Source organism: Rhodococcus spongiicola (assembly GCF_004011835.1).
GTDB classification, from domain to species: Bacteria; Actinomycetota; Actinomycetes; order Mycobacteriales; family Mycobacteriaceae; genus Prescottella; species Prescottella spongiicola.
In genome coordinates this window covers 665,403-680,377 of record NZ_RKLN01000002.1, presented here as the reverse complement: position 1 = coordinate 680,377, position 14,975 = coordinate 665,403, and the positions used below count along the sequence as shown (strand labels likewise).

Below are 14,975 nucleotides of genomic sequence, written 5' to 3'. Positions count from 1 at the left end.
CGACCTGCACTTACACGCAGACCGGAGCCAATCTGTTGAGTGGGCGCGGAGGGTTTCGAACCCCCGACCGCTGGTGTGTAAAACCAGAGCTCTACCACTGAGCTACACGCCCCAGACCCGGCGGTCTAACCGCCGGAACCGCATCAGGACTTTAGCGCGGTGAGCGCTTTCTCCCAAGCCGCCTGGTCACGGGGCTCGCCGGGACCGTTCATCTCGGCGAATCGGATGATGCCGTCCTTGTCGATCGCGAACGTGCCGCGATTAGCGAAACCGAGCGCGTCGTTGAATACCTCATATGCCTGGGCGACAGCGCCGTGCGGCCAGAAGTCCGACAGCAGCGGGAACGTGTAGCCCTGTTCGGCCGCCCAGATCTTGTGAGTCGGCGACGGCCCGACCGAGATCGCGAGGATCTCGGCGGCGTCGTTCTGGAACTTGGGCAGCTCGTCGCGCACGCGGCACAGCTCGCCCTGGCACACACCGGTGAAGGCCAGTGGGTAGAAGACGAGCAGAACGTTCTTCTTGCCGCGGAAATCCGACAGGGTGACTTCCTGGTTGTCTTGATCCTTGAGTGTGAAATCGGGCGCGATGGCGCCCACCTCGAGAGGCATACGTGGTCCTAACGTCGGATATGTCAGCGCATCCGCCACGACAAACCTACGCCGCGTGGATGAGGCGGATGAACCGGAAAGGGACATCGAGCGTGATGAGCGCTCTCGATCAGCGTTTCGGGGCGCGAGCCTTCGGCTGAACCAGTCGACTACCGCTCCACGACCCGAGGTTCGACGCGGAGGTCTGCGTCAGCCCCGCGGTGGGCGCCGATTCGGCGATCTCGCTGGGCTCGACGTGCCCCGGCTGCCCTGTCTTGGGGGTGAGGACCCACACGAAGCCGTCGTCGGAGAGCGGACCGATTGCATCCATCAACGCATCGACCAGATCGCCGTCACCGTCCCGCCACCACAGCAGCACGACGTCCACGACCTCGTCGGAGTCCTCGTCGACCATCTCTCCACCGATGGCGTCCTCCACCGCTACGCGCAGTTCGTCATCGGTGTCCTCGTCCCAGCCCAGTTCCTGAACCACCATGTCGTGGGTAATGCCAAGCTTCTGAACGAAGTTCTGAGCGTCCGCCGCGGCGACCACGGTGGTGTCCTCCTTTGTTCGGTGGGGTGCGGGTATCACGCACATCGGGTCGGGATCGAGCGTGCCTCGATCAGTAGATGAAAGCGAACATGGTCGAAGCCATTCGCGCAAGCCGACGAACCCGAAAATCTCGAGAAAGTGTGCGGAAGGCCCGGCAGATCGCCTCGATCAGGGCAAACCGACGAGATCACATCTGGTCGCGACGCGCCGAGTACCGAAGTACGGCGGTGGGGGTGATCCTCCCGCTCGGATGGTGAAAGATGAGAGTTGCGCCATATTCATAGGGAAACTCGGACGTCCCAACAAGGACGGTCCGTACGGAGCGGACGCGACACCACGCGTCTCACCACAACGAGGAGCACACCTTGTCAGACCTGATCCAGGGGCCCGCGACTTCACCGAATGCCGACACGCCACGCATCTCCGGGGAGTCCTCGTCATCCGCTGCACACGCACCCGGATCCGACGGTCGGGTACGCGTCATCCGTGAAGGGGTGGCCTCCTATCTGCCGGACATCGATCCGGACGAGACGAACGAGTGGCTCGAATCGTTCGATGGCTTGCTCGCTCGGGCTGGTCACTCCCGCGCTCGCTATCTGATGCTGCGCCTGCTCGAGCGCGCCGGTGAGAAACACGTCGCCATCCCCGCACTGACGTCCACCGACTATGTCAACACGATCCCCACCGAGAACGAGCCGTGGTTCCCCGGCGACGAGGAAGTCGAGCGTCGGTACCGCGCCTGGATCCGCTGGAACGCCGCAATCATGGTTCATCGCGCACAGCGTCCCGGCGTAGGCGTCGGCGGCCACATCTCGACCTACGCCTCCTCGGCAGCGTTGTACGAGGTCGGCTTCAATCACTTCTTCCGCGGCAAGGACCACCCGGGCGGTGGCGACCACATTTTCGTCCAGGGCCACGCCTCGCCCGGCATCTACGCTCGCGCCTTCCTCGAGGGCCGCATCGACGCCGAGCAACTCGACGGGTTCCGCCAGGAGGCCAGCCACGCGAAGTCCGGCGGCGGCCTTCCGTCGTATCCGCACCCGCGGCTGCTCCCCGACTTCTGGGAATTCCCGACGGTGTCGATGGGCCTGGGCCCCATGAACGCCATCTACCAGGCGCGTTTCAACCACTACCTGCACGACCGGGGCATCAAGGACACGTCCGACCAGCACGTGTGGGCGTTCCTCGGCGACGGGGAGATGGACGAGCCGGAATCGCGCGGTCTCGCACACGTCGCGGCCACCGAAGGCCTCGACAACCTGACGTTCGTGGTCAACTGCAACCTGCAGCGTCTCGACGGCCCGGTGCGCGGCAACGGCAAGATCATCCAGGAACTCGAGTCGTTCTTCCGCGGCACCGGCTGGAACGTCATCAAGGTCGTGTGGGGTCGCGAGTGGGATGCGCTTCTCCACGCCGACAAGGACGGCGCTCTCGTCAACCTGATGAACGAGACACCCGACGGTGATTACCAGACGTACAAGGCCAATGACGGTGCCTTCGTCCGCGAGCACTTCTTCGGACGCGACCCGCGGACCAAGGCCTTGGTCGCCGGTCTCACCGACCAGGAGATCTGGAACCTCAAGCGCGGCGGCCACGACTACCGCAAGATCTACGCGGCGTACGCCGCCGCGATGGCGCACAAAGGCCAGCCGACCGTGATCCTCGCCCACACCATCAAGGGCTACACGCTGGGCAAGCACTTCGAGGGCCGCAACGCGACCCACCAGATGAAGAAGCTCACGCTGGACGATCTCAAGCGCTTCCGCGACATCCAGCGCATCCCGATCTCCGACGAGGAACTCGAGAAGGACCCCTATCTGCCGCCGTACTACCACCCGGGGCCGAATTCGCCGGAGATCCAGTACATGCTGGAGCGTCGCAAGGCCCTCGGCGGATTCCTCCCCTCTCGGCGCACCGACGCCGCACCGCTGACGCTTCCGGACGACAAGGCGTACGCTCCTGTCCTCAAGGGTTCGGGCAAGCAGGACGTCGCCACCACGATGGCGACCGTTCGCGTGCTCAAGGAATTGTTGCGGGACAAGGAGATCGGTCACCGTATCGTGCCGATCATCCCGGACGAGGCGCGCACGTTCGGGATGGACTCGTGGTTCCCCTCTCTGAAGATCTACAACCCCAACGGTCAGCTGTACACGTCCGTCGACGCCGAACTGATGCTCGCCTACAAGGAGAGCGTGGTGGGCCAGATCCTGCACGAGGGCATCAACGAGGCTGGTTCGACGGCGTCGTTCACAGCGGCGGGGACGTCGTACGCCACGCACGGCGAGCCGATGATCCCGGTGTACATCTTCTACTCCATGTTCGGCTTCCAGCGGACCGGCGACGGCCTGTGGGCGGCAGCGGACCAAATGGCTCGCGGCTTCGTGCTCGGCGCGACCGCAGGCCGAACGACGCTCACCGGCGAGGGCTTGCAACACGCCGACGGTCACTCGCTGCTGCTCGCCTCGACCAACCCGGCCGCGGTCTCCTACGATCCGGCGTTCTCGTACGAGATCGCGCACATCATCCGGGACGGCCTACGTCGCATGTACGGCGGAACCCGGAACCCGGACGGAACGACGGTGCCGGGATTCGGCGGCGAGAACATCTTCTACTACCTCACTGTCTACAACGAGCCCTACATCCAGCCTGCCGAGCCCGAGGACCTCGACGTCGACGGCCTGCTTCGGGGCATCTACCTCTACAAGGCGGCAGCGATCCCTGGCGACGCGGCGGGACGCCCTGTACCGCGTGCCCAGATCCTCGTCTCGGGCGTCACGATGCCCGAGGGGCTGCGCGCCCAGGAACTGCTCGGCGAGGAGTGGGGCGTCGCCGCAGATGTGTGGTCGGTGACGTCGTGGGGCGAGTTGCGGCGTGAGGGCCTCGAGTGTGATCGGGAGGCGCTGCACAAGCCTGGCATCGACGCCCCGCAGCCGTACATCGCCAAGGTCCTGGCGCAGGCTCCGGGTCCGTTCGTCGCCGCATCGGACTGGATGCGGGCGGTGCCGGACCAGATCCGCCAGTGGGTACCGGGCCCGTACACGACGTTGGGAACCGACGGATTCGGTTTCTCCGACACCCGACCGGCTGCCCGCCGGTACTTCAACGTGGACGCGGAGTCCATCGCAGTCGCGGTGCTCTCTGCCCTTGCAGAGACGGGCGAACTCGACCGTTCCAAGGCTGTCGAGGCGGCCGCGCGCTACCGGATAGACGACGTTCTCGCCGCACCGGAGCAGACATCGGACCCCGGCGTGGCGTAGGGCTGCACCAACCAGCAGGACCGACACGTGGGACCGACACGTGGGACCGACAAAGCACGCACCCGGAGCCGGCACGAGTGTCCGCGAGGCCTCGTGCCGGCTACGGGCGTAAGTTCCTTCTCATGACAGTGGATCAGCCGGAGAGTTCCCCCACCTCCCCGCCTCAACCGGCCGGCACGGAGGCTTCATCTCCGCTGCGTCCACGTCGCACGCGCTACCAGCCATCCGCCCAGAACACCTCGAGCAGGCCGAGCCGTGACTCCCTGCCCGATGCGCTGCTGCGTCGGGTCAAGCAGTTCTCGGGTCGGCTCTCCACCGAGGCGATCGCCTCGATGCAGGATCAGCTGCCGTTCTTCGCCGACCTCGACGCCGAGCAGCGCGCAAGCGTGCAAATGCTCGTGCAGACATCCGTGGTCAATTTTCTAGAGTGGCTCTCCGACGCCGATACCGATATCGGTTTCAGCATCGACGCATTCCAGGTGATTCCGCAGGATCTCGCCCGACGCCTGACGTTGCGTCAGACGGTCGACATGGTGCGAGTGGCAATGGAGTTCTTCGAGCAGCGGCTGCCCGCGCTCGCGCGCAACGACCAACAGCTCGTCGCGCTCACCGAGTCGATCCTGCGCTACGGCCGTGAGCTGGGCTTTGCGGCCGCGGCCGTATACGCGGGTGCCGCTGAGTCCCGCGGGGCATGGGACACCCGACTCGAAGCGCTGGTCGTCGACGCAGTGGTCCGTGGTGACACCGGATCCGACCTGCAGTCACGGGCCGCGACACTGAACTGGGACGCGACCGCGCAGGCCACGGTGATCGTCGGCACGCCCCCACCCGAGGAGAGCGTGTCAGTGATCGGCACGGTGCACAGCACCGCACAGAAACACGGCCGGGCCGCGCTGGCCGTGGTCCAGGGTGAACTGCTCGTGATGGTGGTCAGCGGCGAGTTGCACGGCAGTAGGGGCGCGCGCAAGTTCATGGACGAGTTGATGGAGAGCTTCTCCGGCGGTGCGGTCGTGATCGGCCCCACCACCCCGACCCTCGGGGCTGCTCACTTCAGCGCGGTCGAGGCGCTGGCCGGAATGGAAGCAGTCGTCGGCTGGCGCGGCGCACCCCGGCCGGTGTTCGCCGCGGATCTGCTTCCCGAACGTGCCCTACTCGGAGACACCGCGGCGGTCGTCGCGCTCAACGAGCGCCTGATCCATCCGCTCTCGGTCGCCGGAACTGCACTCTCGGAGACCCTCGACGCCTATCTGGACTCCGGCGGCGCCATCGAGGCCTGTGCCCGTCAGCTGTTTGTTCATCCAAACACCGTTCGGTACCGCCTGAAGCGAATCTCGGAGATCACGGGACGCGATCCGACAAACCCGCGCGACGCGTATGTGCTCCGCGTCGCAGCTACAGTCGGCCGACTTGCCCAAACAAACACACATACTTCAACTTCTGACACATCTATCCCGAAATTCACATTCCGGAATGTCGGGGCGTAACACTCGGACCCCCGATTCCGATCTTGGGCTCCGACGTGCAATTTTGTAGGAAACCTACAAATCATGTGTGCAGAGTTCATCCTCGATAACATCTCGCGGGCGACGCTCACAGTGTTCCCATGAATGCGTGATTTCGTTGCTTGCCCCGGGTCAGGGCTCTCAAACTCCCGGCATGCTCGGCCCATGGCTGGAGCTGCCGGGCACACACGATCGCATGGCACTGTGGTCGAAGACATCCGGCCTCGACCTCGTTCGCCTGGGCACCACGGCGTCGGCCGAGGAGATCACGGACACCGCCGTGACCCAGCCGCTCGTAGTGGCTGCCGCCCTCCTCGCATACGAGGAACTCGAACGCCGGGACCTGGTCCCAGAGGACACCATCGTCGCCGGTCACTCCGTGGGTGAACTCGCCGCCGCGGCGATCGCCGGAGTCCTGTCCGCCGACGATGCCGTGCTGCTCGCCGCAATCCGAGGCAGGGAGATGGCGAGGGCGTGTGCGCTCGAACCCACCGGAATGTCCGCGGTCCTCGGCGGTCACGAGGCCGCCGTCTTGTCCCGGCTCGAAGAACTCGATCTCACGCCCGCCAACCGCAACGCGGCGGGTCAGATCGTCGCAGCGGGATCCCTCGACGCGCTCGAGCAACTGGCCGCGAACCCGCCCGAGAAAGCCCGCGTTCGGGCACTGCCGGTAGCGGGTGCGTTCCATACTCGGTACATGGCTCCCGCCCAGGACGCCGTCGCCGAGGCCGCGTCGCGGATCACACCCAGCGATCCCGCACGCACCGTGCTCTCCAACTCGGATGGCGCGCCGGTCACCTCCGGTGCCGACGCCCTGACCAAACTGGCCGCTCAGGTGACCCGACCTGTGCGCTGGGACCTGTGCACCGAAAGCCTCCGGGCTGCGCAGGTCACCGCAATCGCGGAACTCCCCCCGGCAGGAACCCTGATCGGGATCGCCAAGCGTGAGATGCGCGGCACACCGACCGTGGCGCTCAAAGAACCCGGAGATCTCTCGGCACTGACCGAGTTCACCGGAGGCGGCTAGGACACCACACGCTCACCCAGCGCGTGACCGATGGCCCAACGACCATCCCACCGAAACCCAACCAAGAAAGGAGCCACATAGTGGCCACCAACCAGGAAGACATCATCGCCGGCCTCGCCGAGATCATCGAAGAGGTCACCGGCATCGAGCCCTCCGAGGTCACGATCGACAAGTCCTTCGTCGACGATCTGGACATCGACTCGCTGTCCATGGTCGAGATCGCCGTCCAGACCGAGGACAAGTACGGCGTGAAGATCCCGGATGAGGATCTGGCCAGCCTGCGCACCGTCGGTGACGCGGTCGCGTACATCCAGAAGCTCGAAGCCGAGGGCGGCGAGGCTGCCGACGCGGTCAAGGCGAAGCTCGAGGCCGCCAAGAACGACGACGAGTGAGCCCATCGTGACTTCCGCTTCTACCAAAGGGAGATTTCCCAACATCGTCGTCACGAGCCTCGCGGCTACGACGTCGGTCGCCGGAGATGTGGATGGCACGTGGAAGGGCCTGCTTGCCGGTGAGAGCGGCATCGACGTGCTCGACGGCTCATTCGTTGAGGAGTTCGATCTACCGGTGCGTTTCGGTGGCCAACTGAAGGTCCCGTTCGACGACGCACTGAGCCGGGTCGAGATCCGTCGGATGAGCTACGTCGAGCGTCTCGCGTTGGTGTTGGGGCGGCAGGTCTGGCGAAACGCCGGCAGCCCCGAGGTCGACAAGGATCGTCTCGGGGTTGTCATAGGCACCGGGCTCGGCGGCGGCGAGGCGCTCATCGACGCCGTGGACAAACTGCGTAAGGGCGGATACCGCAAGGTGTCACCGTTCGCGGTTCAGATGGTGATGCCGAATGGTCCTTCGGCCACCGTCGGGCTCGAACTGGGCGCACGAGCCGGCGTCATCACACCGGTATCGGCGTGTTCATCCGGGTCGGAGGCCATCGTTCATGCGTTTCGCATGATCGCGATGGGTGACGCGGACATCGTCGTCACGGGCGGAGTCGAGGGCAACATCGACTCGGTGCCGATCGCGAGCTTCGCCATGATGCGAGCGCTCAGCACCCGAAACGACGACCCGAAGGCGGCCTCGCGCCCCTTCGACAAGGACCGGGACGGGTTCGTCTTCGGTGAGGCCGGCGCCATGATGGTCCTCGAGACGGAGGAGCACGCGAAGGCGCGCGGGGCGACGATCCACGCTCGCGTATTGGGCGCAGGCATCACCTCGGACGGCTACCACATCGTGGCGCCCGATCCGGAGGGCACCGGGGCGGCTCGCGCCATGACCCGGGCCATCGAGACCGCTGGTCTCACCAAGGCCGACATCAAGCACGTCAACGCGCATGCGACCGCAACGCCGATCGGCGACATCGCCGAGAGCATCGCCATCAAGGAAGCGGTCGGCACGCATCCTGCGGTGTACGGGCCCAAGTCGGCTCTGGGTCACTCGATCGGCGCCGTAGGCGCTCTCGAGGCAGTACTCACCGTCCTGAGTGTCCGTGAGGGCGCCATCCCCCCCACGCTCAATCTGGACAACCAGGATCCGGAGATCGATCTCGACGTCGTCAAGGGTGAACCCCGGTACGGCGACATCGACTTCGCGATCAACAACTCGTTCGGTTTCGGTGGGCACAACGTTGCTGTCGCCTTCGGCCGGGCGTAACCCATTCGAAGCTCGCTGGATCGCAGGGTGGGGACGCCGCACCCGGGGTCCCCACCCCTAACTTCCGCCTAACATTGGCTTAGCTCAGGAGGACACGATGACCGTCTTGGCCCCCGCGACGCACTCCGAAGCATCCGTCGATCCGCGCGACCCACTCGCGCGCCTCGCCAAGCTGTTCGATGCCGGAACCGTCGTACCCCTTCATCCCCGGGACAAATCCGGGGTGCTCACCGCATCGGGTGAGATCGACGGCGTTCGCACCATCGCCTATTGCTCCGACGCCACCGTCATGGGCGGCGCGATGGGCGTCGAGGGTTGTAGACACATCGTCGACGCGATCGATACCGCGATCGCCGAGAACGCCCCGGTCGTCGGCTTGTGGCATTCGGGTGGTGCCCGGTTGGCCGAAGGGGTCGAGGCCCTCCATGCCGTCGGTCTCGTCTTCGAGGCCATGGTGCGCGCGTCGGGTCTGATTCCGCAGATCTCCGTCGTGCTCGGCTTCGCCGCCGGTGGCGCCGCGTACGGCCCTGCTCTCACCGATGTCGTGATCATGGCCCCCGAGGGCCGGGTCTTCGTCACCGGCCCGGACGTCGTCAAGAGCGTGACCGGCGAGCAGGTCGACATGGAGTCGCTCGGCGGGCCTGATACGCACAGCAAGAAGTCCGGAGTAGCGCACATCGCGGCCCGCGACGAGGGCGACGCCTACCATCGCGCCCGGCGCCTGGTGTCGATGATGAGTGAGCAGGGCGAATTCGACCTCGCCGCCGCCGAACGCGGCGATCGCGACCTCCGTGAGCTGATGCCGGAATCCGCGAAGCGCGCGTACGACGTGCGCCCGATCGTCCGGGAACTGCTCGACAACGTCGAGGGCGAGTCGAGTTTCGAAGAGTTGCAGACCAACTGGGCGCGCAGCATCGTCACCGGTGTGGGCCGTCTCGGCGGCCGCACGGTCGGTGTGATCGCGAACAACCCGCTCCACCTCGGTGGTTGCCTCAACAGCGAGAGCGCGGAGAAGTCCGCGCGTTTCGTACGCCTGTGCAACGCCTTCGGTATCCCGCTGGTGGTCATCGTCGATGTCCCCGGCTATCTCCCCGGCGTCAGCCAGGAGTGGGAGGGTGTCGTGCGTCGCGGCGCGAAGCTGCTGCACGCGTTCGCGGAGGCGTCCGTTCCCCGCGTGACGCTGGTGACGCGGAAGATCTACGGCGGCGCATACATCGCGATGAACTCGCGGGCGCTCGGCGCAACCGCGGTTTATGCGTGGCCCGAGGCCGAGGTCGCGGTGATGGGCGCCAAGGCGGCCGTCGGCATCCTCCACAAGCGCGCCCTTGCCGCCGCACCGGAAGAGGAGCGCGAAGCCCTGCACGATCGCCTGGCCGAGGAGCACGAGGCCATCGCGGGCGGCGTCGGGCGGGCGATCTCGATCGGTGTCGTCGACGAGACAATCGATCCGGCCAAGACTCGCAGCGTCCTCGCCGGCGCACTCGCCGCGGTCCCCGCAACGCGTGCCCGGCACAAGAACATCCCGCTCTGACGCATCCCGCTCGGACGCACAGAATCCGACAAATCCCGACACGGGGCCCCGCCAGCGCGGGGCCCTTCTCTGTTATCCGACATCGCGGCGCTATCCGACATCCCGGCGCAGCCAGGTCACCTCGGCTCCCTCTCCCCCACTCCGATATGGCTCGAGTGCATCGTCCCAGGCGGTTCCCAGCGCATGCTCCACGGCAGCAGCGAAGCCGTCCCGGCCCTTCTCCATGAGGGCCCGCAATTGCATCTCACCGATGACCACATCGCCGCTCGCGCTGGTGTTCCCCCGCCACAGCCCCAACTCAGGAACGTGGCTGAAGCGTTCGCCGTCCACGCCGTCGCTCGGGTCCTCGGTGACCTCGAAGTGCAGGAGCGGCCAGGCCCGCATTGCTGCCGCCAACCGGGCTCCTGTGCCAACCGGGCCCATCCAGTCACACGTTGCTCTGAGCGTGCCGACGGCCGCGGGTTGCGCGGTCCAGCGCAGGTTTGCGCAGGCATCAAGGATCGACGTGAGCGCCCATTCGACATGCGGGCACAGAGCAGCGGGAGACGAGTGGACGTAGATCACTCCAGTCGTCGCATCCACGAACTGGTTCAACGAACGCACTACAACACCTCCAGCATCGACGAGGGACGTCTTCCCCAACGACCTCGCCAGAGAGCCAGAGCCGTGTGCCAGCGGTACAACACACAGTGCCCTAGTGTGCACTGTGATACCAGTGTTACGCCAGTGATAACAGTGAATTGGTTCAATCTCGTGCCGATAGTTCGGCAATCACCCCGTCGCTGACCTCGGACCACAGCGGTTTGGCCCAATCACCGAAGACCCGGTCGGTGAGCACTACGCAGGCCGCGTCGGCCCGTGGATCCACCCAGAGGAACGTGCCGGACTGGCCGAAATGTCCGTAGGTTGCGGGCGAGTTGTCGGCACCGGTCCAGTGCGGGTGCTTGCCGTCGCGAATCTCGAAGCCGAGCCCCCAGTCGTTCGGCCGCTGGGGTCCGTAGCCCGGCAGGAGCCCGGCAAGACCCGGGAACTGGACGGTGGTCGCCTCGGCATGGGTCTGGCGCGAGACCAGTGTCGGCTGCAGCAACTCCGCCGCGAATGCCGCGAGGTCGCGGACACAGGACTGGGCGCCATGCCCGGCCGAGCCGACAAGCGCCGAACTGCTCATGCCGAGCGGCTCGAGAACCCCCTCGGCGAGGTAATCCGGAAATGCGATACCGGTCTCGGCCTCGACGACGTCGGCGAGTACCTCGAAACCTGCACTCGAGTAGATGCGCTTGACCCCCGGCTCCGCCTGAACCGTTCGCTCGTCGAACGCGAGCCCGGACGCGTGCGCCAGCAGATGCCGCACCGTCGCCCCGGGCGGACCGGCGGGCTGGTCGAGGTCGATCGCGCCCTCCTCGACCGCGACGAGGGCGGCGTAGGCGCACAGTAGCTTCGTCACAGACGCCAGTGGATAGACCTGTTCCTGGCCCCCGAATTGCGAAACGCCCCGCCCGCCGTCGTAGATGACGGCGGCCGAGGCGTTGTTCACCGGCCATTGCCCGATTCGATCGAGGGTCTGCACCCGATCAGACTACGAGGGCCATGTGATCGACGATCTACCAGTCCGCTTCGGTGTAGCGGATCACGCCGCGAATGATCTTGCCGTCGAGCATGTCCTGGTAGCCCTCGTTCACCTGCTCGAGCGAGTAGGTCTTGGTGACCATGTCATCGAGGTTGAGCAGGCCCGCCTTGTACAGGTTCATCAGGTTCGGGATGTCCACGCGAGCATTGCAGCCACCGAAGATGTTGCCCTGCAGATCCTTCTGCAGCATCGCGAACAGGAAGGTGTTGAGCTTGACGTCCATGTCCGCCATGTGACCCATGGCGGTGACGACGCAGCGACCGGCCTTCGAGGTGAGCGTGAGGGCAGGGTCGATGTACTCGCCCTTCATCTCGCCGACCGTGATGATCGTCTTCTGGCACATCCGACCCCAGGTGATCTCCATGATCGGGCCGATTGCTTCTTCCATCGACGGGAAGGCGTGCGTGGCACCGAACTTGAGCGCCTGCTCACGTTTGAACGGCACCGGGTCGATCGCGAAGACGTGCCGCGCACCCGACGCCACGGCACCCTGAACAGCGCTCATACCGACGCCACCGACACCGATGACCGCGACGGACTCGCCCGGCTTCACATCGGCAACGTGGGTGGCCGAACCCCAGCCGGTCGGTACACCACAGCCCACGAGAGACGCCAGTTCGAACGGAATGTCCTTGTCGATCTTGATGACCGACGTCTCGTGAACCGTCATGTATGGCGAAAACGTGCCGAGCAGACACATCGGAATCACGTTCTGGCCGCGGGCCTGGATACGGTACGTGCCATCGGAGATTGCCTGGCCTTGAAGCAGGCCCATGCCGAGGTCGCACAGGTTGGATTGACCGGCCGAACACGAGGGACAGCGGCCACAGGCCGGAATGAAGGACAGCACGACGTGATCGCCGACCTCGAGATCGGTGACGCCTTCTCCGACCTTGGTGATCACGCCGGCACCTTCGTGACCGCCCATCGTCGGGTAGGACGGCATCGGGGTCGCGCCCGTCACGATGTGGTGATCGGAGTGGCACATGCCGGCCGCTTCCATGCGGATCTGCACTTCGCCGGCAACCGGATCACCGAGCTCGATCTCCTCGACCGACCACTTCTCGTTGACGCCCCACAGCAACGCGCCCTTGGTCTTCATTGCAACCGTCCTTCCGTAGCTAAGTACCGGTGGCTGTGACGATAGCCACAAATCATGCAAATTGAAACATGTTCTATCGGTTCAGCCATCAAACGGCCGCTCAGCGGAAGATTTGCGCAGTTCACGGCTTCGCGCCACATCGAGGCCGACTTGGGACGCAGCACGTGGAGGGGCTAACAAAGGGAGGGCGTTGAAGTGGGGCGGGCGGGGCTCGAACCCGCGACCAATGGAGTGGTCCGGTGGGTGGGGTTGTGGTGATTGGGAAGCCCCCTCCCCTGGCGCTTCCGCGAGAGGGGATTGCTGACTGGGTGTGGGGCTAAGGACATCGGATTCGGAATAGCTCACGTCCGGGCAGCTGCTCGGTATATTCCACTCGCTCACTCCCGGTTGCATCACGACGTGAATCCGAATCGAGGCCCGTTGAGTACTTCACAGCCCCCGAGCTCTCCAGTCCGGAGCTAGGCCCTAGCGATGCATCAAGCCTGCGAGCAGCACGCCAGCGCCCAGGGGAAAGCGCCCGCCGACACTCCCCCGATCGGCGGGCGCCCGACTTCCGCCCCACGGCAACACAACCCATTGGCCTGGCGAGCATGTCGTGGGGCGGAGCCAAGCCACACGAACGAACAGCTGCGTTCGGACCGGTAGGTGTGCGTTCTTACTCCACCAACTTCCAAATACCACAGCCGTCAGCAGTGAAACCGCTGTCGGTTGGCGCGATCGTGACTGTCACCGACGGCGCGAGGGTGACGAAGTTGTTGTCGATGATGTTGCCGTTGGCGTCGGAGCGCTCCCAATAGCAATCCGAGACAGGCTTCTCCGTCTGGTAGGTGCCAGGCGATAGGTAGAAATTCCCCCACGGAGTCCTCTCTAACCCGTTTCCGATGAGCCGCTTGCCGCCACGGAACGTCGTTTCTCGAACGTCACCGGCTATGGCTTGGTCCACGATCGGCTGCTGATCTGGACACAGGATTGGGACCATAGTGGCGATCCGGCGGCCGTTATTGTCCTGAAAGTAGACCCCTTCCCTGGTTGCAAGTTCATACGCCTCCAGTTCCCCAGAGCGCAACCAATCGCAAATCGACTGGTCGGTGGCCATCGTCCCGGAGTAACCGGAGCCAGGCCGGAAGTCGATTCCGGCCGCCCTAAGTGCGCTGTAGTACTCCGAGTACAACGCTTCCTCGGGGCTGACCGTCGTTGTCGGCGCTGCGGTTGTTGAGGTGGGGCTGGTCAACGACGATGCCGCGACGGTCGCTGAGTCTTCGGTCGACGGGCTTCCGCACGCGGTAGCCAGCACGCCTGCTGCCACAAGAACTACAACACGTTTCACCATGCGCATACCATATTCGAGAGACCCCGTCAGTGCTGATCTGGTTCCGGCACAACAGAGGTCGCATATCTAGAGGGCTTCCACGGAATCGACGTCCACCGCGCAACTGGGACAGCTGGCGGCAGCACACGCGGAAAGCCGGGTTACCTGGCGAACGACCGAACACCGGCCCCGAACATGTTTCTGGCCCGACACCGGTGATGGTGCCGGGCCAGGAAGGGGCGGCTAGGAGCCGCCGAGGCTGCCGCAGAAGCTGCCGAGACTGCCGCCGCTGCCGGAGTTGGCACTGCCGAGGCTGCCCGAGTCGGTGCTGCCGCCGCTGCCCAAGTCGGTGCTGCCGAGGCTGCCCGAGTCGGTGCTGCCGAGGCTGCCGAGGCTGCCGGCAATGTTGCAAGGCGGTGCGGTGAACGAGTACGGACCGGCCGTGCCGGTGTCCGGCGTGTTCCCCCACTTCTCGATGCTGAGTGTCGATATGCAGTTCCAACTGACGTCGTAGCGGCCATCGGCGACGACCAGCGGCTCGCGATACTCCCCGCCTGGCTGGACGGGCTCCATGAAGCGGAAGTAGACGTCACCTAAAAAGCCGCTCGTTGCCGTCCAGTTGCAGGCGATCCACCCCTGGGTGTTGTTGGTGATGATGACTTCAATGTCGTTGCCCACGACATCGACAGAGAGAGCGACGTCTTTGGGTGCGGCGTTTGCTGGCGCGGCGAACGCGGCGGCCAAGAGCGGGGCGGCCAAGGCTGCTGCGGCAGCGGCACGTACTGACTTGATCAAGGAATCTCTTTCTCTCGTTCTCCGTATGACGTGGTGCA

At 65.2% G+C, this 14,975-nt stretch carries 13 protein-coding genes and 1 tRNA gene; 6 read left to right on the top strand and 8 right to left on the bottom strand.

All coding sequences use genetic code 11. From position 1 onward, the window contains the following. Window positions 1-40: 40 nt before the first annotated feature. The 3 genes from EF834_RS07860 to EF834_RS07850 form a co-directional block, all read right to left on the bottom strand. Window positions 41-112, bottom strand: a tRNA-Val gene (locus EF834_RS07860). Window positions 113-143: 31 nt separating this feature from the next. Further along, complete coding sequence (locus EF834_RS07855; RefSeq protein ID WP_127946620.1) at window positions 144-608, bottom strand: peroxiredoxin; 465 nt, start codon at window positions 606-608, stop codon at window positions 144-146. A gap of 109 nt (window positions 609-717) precedes the next feature. Then, window positions 718-1,140: a DUF3052 domain-containing protein gene (locus EF834_RS07850; RefSeq protein ID WP_127946619.1), complete on the bottom strand. Its 423-nt coding sequence runs from the start codon at window positions 1,138-1,140 to the stop codon at window positions 718-720. 365 nt (window positions 1,141-1,505) lie between these two features. Between EF834_RS07850 and aceE the strand changes: the two genes are divergently transcribed. The 6 genes from aceE (at window position 1,506) to EF834_RS07820 (ending at window position 10,104) form a co-directional block, all read left to right on the top strand. Beyond that, a complete protein-coding gene (gene aceE / locus EF834_RS07845; RefSeq protein WP_127946618.1) occupies window positions 1,506-4,397 on the top strand; it encodes a pyruvate dehydrogenase (acetyl-transferring), homodimeric type in 2,892 nt (963 codons plus the stop codon). 122 nt (window positions 4,398-4,519) lie between these two features. Next, window positions 4,520-5,881: a PucR family transcriptional regulator gene (locus tag EF834_RS07840; protein ID WP_127946617.1), complete on the top strand. Its 1,362-nt coding sequence runs from the start codon at window positions 4,520-4,522 to the stop codon at window positions 5,879-5,881. Window positions 5,882-6,008: 127 nt separating this feature from the next. Beyond that, window positions 6,009-6,926 carry an ACP S-malonyltransferase gene (locus EF834_RS07835; protein ID WP_127946616.1) on the top strand — a complete coding sequence of 306 codons (918 nt, stop codon included), beginning with the start codon at window positions 6,009-6,011 and terminating at the stop codon, window positions 6,924-6,926. 80 nt (window positions 6,927-7,006) lie between these two features. Continuing rightward, window positions 7,007-7,318 (top strand): meromycolate extension acyl carrier protein AcpM, encoded by a 312-nt coding sequence (acpM, locus tag EF834_RS07830; RefSeq protein WP_127946615.1) that lies wholly within the window; start codon window positions 7,007-7,009, stop codon window positions 7,316-7,318. A 7-nt stretch (window positions 7,319-7,325) separates the two neighbouring features. Beyond that, the gene (locus tag EF834_RS07825) at window positions 7,326-8,573 is read left to right on the top strand and encodes a KasA/KasB family beta-ketoacyl-ACP synthase (protein WP_127946614.1); all 1,248 of its coding nucleotides are present in this window, start codon (window positions 7,326-7,328) and stop codon (window positions 8,571-8,573) included. Window positions 8,574-8,670: 97 nt separating this feature from the next. Continuing rightward, window positions 8,671-10,104: an acyl-CoA carboxylase subunit beta gene (locus EF834_RS07820; protein ID WP_127946613.1), complete on the top strand. Its 1,434-nt coding sequence runs from the start codon at window positions 8,671-8,673 to the stop codon at window positions 10,102-10,104. Between the two features lie 90 nt (window positions 10,105-10,194). Here EF834_RS07820 and EF834_RS07815 read toward each other — a convergent pair whose 3' ends face one another. From EF834_RS07815 to EF834_RS18175, 5 genes are all read right to left on the bottom strand, one after another. Beyond that, window positions 10,195-10,707, bottom strand: a complete 513-nt coding sequence (locus tag EF834_RS07815; RefSeq protein WP_127946612.1) for a DUF3145 domain-containing protein — start codon at window positions 10,705-10,707, stop codon at window positions 10,195-10,197. Between the two features lie 142 nt (window positions 10,708-10,849). After that, window positions 10,850-11,671, bottom strand: a complete 822-nt coding sequence (locus EF834_RS07810; protein WP_127946611.1) for a serine hydrolase domain-containing protein — start codon at window positions 11,669-11,671, stop codon at window positions 10,850-10,852. A 34-nt stretch (window positions 11,672-11,705) separates the two neighbouring features. Then, window positions 11,706-12,833, bottom strand: a complete 1,128-nt coding sequence (locus EF834_RS07805) for an NDMA-dependent alcohol dehydrogenase (RefSeq protein WP_127946610.1) — start codon at window positions 12,831-12,833, stop codon at window positions 11,706-11,708. Window positions 12,834-13,488: 655 nt separating this feature from the next. Then, a complete protein-coding gene (locus tag EF834_RS07800; RefSeq protein WP_127946609.1) occupies window positions 13,489-14,163 on the bottom strand; it encodes a hypothetical protein in 675 nt (224 codons plus the stop codon). A gap of 222 nt (window positions 14,164-14,385) precedes the next feature. Then, window positions 14,386-14,937, bottom strand: a complete 552-nt coding sequence (locus EF834_RS18175; RefSeq protein ID WP_164874083.1) for a hypothetical protein — start codon at window positions 14,935-14,937, stop codon at window positions 14,386-14,388. Window positions 14,938-14,975 lie beyond the last annotated feature (38 nt).

Bases quoted from the DNA above. Each gene is read 5' to 3' on its own strand.
- EF834_RS07805 (WP_127946610.1), bottom strand. From the start codon at position 12,833: ATGAAGACCAAGGGCGCGTTGCTGTGGGGCGTCAACGAGAAGTGGTCG.
- EF834_RS07800 (WP_127946609.1), bottom strand. From the start codon at position 14,163: ATGGTGAAACGTGTTGTAGTTCTTGTGGCAGCAGGCGTGCTGGCTACC.
- EF834_RS07820 (WP_127946613.1), top strand. From the start codon at position 8,671: ATGACCGTCTTGGCCCCCGCGACGCACTCCGAAGCATCCGTCGATCCG.
- EF834_RS07855 (WP_127946620.1), bottom strand. From the start codon at position 608: ATGCCTCTCGAGGTGGGCGCCATCGCGCCCGATTTCACACTCAAGGAT.
- EF834_RS07840 (WP_127946617.1), top strand. From the start codon at position 4,520: ATGACAGTGGATCAGCCGGAGAGTTCCCCCACCTCCCCGCCTCAACCG.